This window comes from Candidatus Aquicultor sp. (genome assembly GCF_054640775.1).
In genome coordinates, this window is sequence record NZ_JBTSLF010000213.1 from 1 (window position 1) to 3,982 (window position 3,982).

Annotated in this window: 4 protein-coding genes; 1 reads left to right on the forward strand and 3 read right to left on the reverse strand. The window is 52.7% G+C overall.

All coding sequences use genetic code 11. The features are described 5' to 3' along the window. The coding region (locus ACYC56_RS12925; RefSeq protein ID WP_461374586.1) for a hemolysin family protein at positions 1–1,319 on the forward strand (1,319 nt) is incomplete at its 5' end. Positions 1,320–1,369: 50 nt separating this feature from the next. Here ACYC56_RS12925 and ACYC56_RS12930 read toward each other — a convergent pair. From ACYC56_RS12930 to hcp, 3 genes are all read right to left on the reverse strand, one after another. Continuing rightward, positions 1,370–2,137: a hypothetical protein gene (locus tag ACYC56_RS12930; protein WP_461374587.1), complete on the reverse strand. Its 768-nt coding sequence runs from the start codon at positions 2,135–2,137 to the stop codon at positions 1,370–1,372. A gap of 117 nt (positions 2,138–2,254) precedes the next feature. Further along, positions 2,255–3,085, reverse strand: coding sequence for a L,D-transpeptidase family protein (locus ACYC56_RS12935; protein WP_461374588.1), 831 nt, complete (start codon positions 3,083–3,085; stop codon positions 2,255–2,257). Positions 3,086–3,245: 160 nt separating this feature from the next. Continuing rightward, on the reverse strand, positions 3,246–3,982 hold a 737-nt coding region (gene hcp, locus ACYC56_RS12940), incomplete at its 5' end, for a hydroxylamine reductase (protein ID WP_461374589.1).

The following is a 3,982-nucleotide window of genomic DNA, read 5'->3' on the forward strand; positions in this document are numbered from 1 at the left end:
TAACGAGAAGCGAGGAATTCATGAGTCCCCTATTGTTTAGTTTCATAATCATCGCGATTTTAGTCTTGATAAACGCGCTGTTTGTAAGCGCTGAAATCGCAGTTATCACCGTCCGCGAAACCCGTATACGACCCAAAGCCGAACGGGGCTCAAAGGCAGCACAAATAGTTATGAGATTCCTGCACGACCCGACCCAATTCCTTGCCACGATACAGATCGGGGTAACCGTTGCCGGATTCCTGGCCAGCGCCGCGGCTACGGCCCAGCTTGCCGATGACTTAAGCGCTTTTGTAAAACGGTTGCAGGTTCCGGTTATCTCGGAGGCCGCAAATGGCATCGCAGTCGTTATAATAACGCTAGCGATTTCCTACATTACGCTGGTATTCGGCGAACTCGTACCCAAGCGGCTTGCCATCTTAAGGTCCGAGCAATTTGCGCTCGCTTTTGCGCGACCCATTAGCTGGCTCAGCGTGGTGGCATACCCGGTGACACGCGCGCTCACCCTTTCGACAAACCTGGTAGTCAGAATCTTTGGTATCAGGCCTGAAGATACAGCCCCGAGCACTACCGAGGAAGAGCTGAAATTACTGGTAACGCAGCATGCCGCGCTTATGCCCGAGGAAAAAGAGCTGTTACGCCAGGCATTTGAGTTCGGTGATATTCTGTCTCGGCAGATCATGGTGCCGCGCCCCGATATCGCGGCGGTCGATACATCTGCGACGGTAAGGGACGTCCTCGAGGAAGCCAAGGAGAGCGGCCACCCACGGCTTCTCGTCTACCAGGAAAACCTCGATAACATCATCGGCGCCATACATCTTAAAGACCTTATACAATACATCGACAACAACCAGCTGGACGCTCCCGCTGTCGATATTATGCGCCCTGTAGTCTACGTGCCCGAGACGCGGCGGGCCATCAGTTTGTTAAAAGACCTGCAGAAAAGCAGGTTGCATGTGGCTGTGGTCCTTGATGAATACGGTGGCACGGCAGGTATTGTAACGGTTGAAGATATCGTCGAAGAAATCGTCGGTGAATTCGGGGGCAAAACCGAAGAGGAAGAGCTGATCAAGGCAATCGGCGAACGTGAGATCGTAGTCGATGGCAGGCTCCCGATCGATGAGTTAAACGAGCGTTTTGACCTGGACATTCCCAAGTCGCCCGAATACGATACGGTCGCCGGTTGGATATTGTCCGAGCTGGGTCACATCCCGCGGCCCGGTGAAGAAGTCACTTCTGACGGCACCCGCTTCAGGGTCCAGTCCATGCAGCAGCGAAGAGTCGCTTTGGTCAGAGTTATTAAGATTCCCCGGCAAGAATAGAAAAAGCCGGATTATTCATCCGGCAAATTCCAATGGAATGGTTGGTCAGATTATGCTCGCTTCAGCTTACCGAGCTTCTTGTCCCCTGATGAGGTTCTCGAAGGCTTATTCGATGGACTATTTGAGTCGCTCGCCTTTCCTGATTTCGCCGGTTTTCTTGTCCAGGATGCCTGAAACTCTTCGATTGAACTCTGCTTCAGCAAGTACCTACGCACATCGTCGAGATTGCAGGAGATGGTCTCAAGCGTATCGCCTGATTTTTTATCCTTGGCGGTCACTCTTACTTTGACGAAATCGGCGTTCCAGAAATCTTCAGCCAGGAATACATCGTGCCAAAGTCGATGAAGTTCTTCCTCATACCTGGGCGCGCCGAAATGGGCGGTATAGAGGTCGATGACCATGTGGTTCTGTTTTCCATATTTCATAAAATGGATGTTTCTGATGTCGATAGCATCGTCGGGCTTCACGGCGTTTTGCAGGTTGATCAAGCTCATGATGATCGTGGCGATACTCTCGTTTGGAAGGGTCTTGCCCTTGATCTCATTGAACATATCCTTTAATACCTCGGTGGTTCTCATGCCGGTCGCAGAATCGGTATTCGCTTTTCGCGTACCAAGCTTTTTTACTCTCGAGACCTTCTGAACCGAGGGCTCCGGAACATGGAGTTCTTCAAACGTGTCACCGCAATCACAACCGGCATCCGCACACGAGCATTCATGGTGCTCTTCTCTGTTCTTCATTGCCAGACCGGTGATCGCTATTGCTGAGGCTAAGGCGGCAAAAATAGCGGTGATCTTTTTACTCCCGCTGAGTTTCATAGAATAATCCTCCTAAACAAAATGGGGAAAGGGTTACATTAAAGTATGTATCGTTCTAAAATGCAGTTGCTTTAAGGAGAATTTGCGGGAAATCAAGGGCAAACCGCAGGCAGAGGGCTAGTAAACGTAGACCATCGAACCGACCGGCATGGTGTCGTAAACATATTTGGAGTCCGGGATAGGAATGCGCACGCACCCATGGGATGCGGGGTATGCCGGCACGCTTGCAAAACCATGGACAGCGACACCGCCGTAGAAGAAGCTTGCCCACACCATCGTCCCGCCATATTTTTTTGACTCATAGTAATGACCGGCCTTCCAGTCGACGGCAGATGCTACCGAGGGCGTTCTGAACCCCGGTTTGCCGGTTGAACAGGGAAGGATCTTTGCCACCTTACCACCTTTGACGACGAGAAGTACCTGCAACGTTTTACTCACTTCAATGTGGTTGCCGCTGCGCCTTGCCGAGATCGTCTTTGGATGACTGAGCGCCCGTAAGGTATTTGGACCGACGACGCCATCCCGGTGAAGCCCATTTACCTTTTGAAACGCGATGACGGCATGGTACGTGCGCCCGCTGAAACGACCGTCGATGGGACCGGGTGAATACCTCAGGTCGGTAAGCCGCTGCTGCAGGCGCTTTACATCCTTGCCCGTATCCCCCACCTTGAGCGTCGTGGTGGTCGTGCCGGCGGTAGTCGTGTTCTCTACAGCCGTGGTGCTCTGCGGAGTCTCAGTGGCCTCGGGGGCGGCTGTTACCGTTTCCTCTTTGGGCGCACGCGCTTTTGCATTGGTCGTTTCTTCTGCAGTACGGTGGGGCTTTTCGAACCGGACACTTGGAGATATGCGGACACCTTGGCACCCGGGCAAGGTCAAAAGGCCTACTAGCCCGATGAGGATCAATAAAAGCATTAATAGAATTACAATCGCCGGCTTGTTTCTTATCATTATATTCTCGTTACTTGCACCCTCTATAATGAAACCGCTCCAGGACGGATGTACCTTATATATCCCCAAAAAACAACCAATATCGTAGGCATTCTACAAAAAAGAGACCGGGGCTCGGCACCCCGGTCGTATCGGTTATATCTTACTTGTTTTGCTATACCTAGCCCAGTATGGCCTTCAAGTCCTCGTCAGGGGTGGTTATCGGCTTGAGGCCGAAGTTCTCCACCAGGACATCGAGCACGTTTGGCGTGATGAAAGCTGGCAATGACGGCCCGATCCGGATGTCTTTGATGCCCAGATAGAGAAGCGTAAGCAAAATCGACACCGCTTTTTGTTCGTACCAGGAGAGTACCAGCGAAAGCGGCAGGTCGTTGACGCCGACGCCAAACGCTTCGGCGAGCGCAACCGCGATCTTAACCGCCGAATAGGCGTCGTTGCACTGGCCCACGTCGAGTAGTCGCGGAATTCCACCGATATCGCCCAGGTCTTGATCGAAGAACTTGAACTTGCCGCATGCAAGCGTCAGAACAACGGTATCCTTCGGGGCTTTCTCGACGAAATCGGCATAGTAGCCGCGCTCTTTCTTGACTCCGTCACAGCCGCCTACCAGGAAGAAGTGACGGATTGCTCCGCTCTTGACAGCATCGATGACCTGGGGCGCGACGCCAAGAACGGCGTTTCTCGCAAACCCGACCATAACGGTTTTGCCTTCCTCATCCTCGGCGAATCCGGGCATCTCAAGCGCCCTTTCAATTGCCGGAGTGAAGTCTTTGTCGGCGATGTGGGTCACGTCGGGCCATGCGACCTGTCCGGTTGTAAAGATATTCGCTTTATATGAGTCGAGCGGTCTCTGGATGCAGTTCGTAGTCATCACGATTGCGCCGGGGAAGCCCGCGA

What these genes read in the sequence shown, in the direction of transcription:
- ACYC56_RS12930 (WP_461374587.1), bottom strand. Translation starts at nt 2,137, where the DNA reads ATGAAACTCAGCGGGAGTAAAAAGATCACCGCTATTTTTGCCGCCTTA.
- ACYC56_RS12935 (WP_461374588.1), bottom strand. Translation starts at nt 3,085, where the DNA reads ATGATAAGAAACAAGCCGGCGATTGTAATTCTATTAATGCTTTTATTG.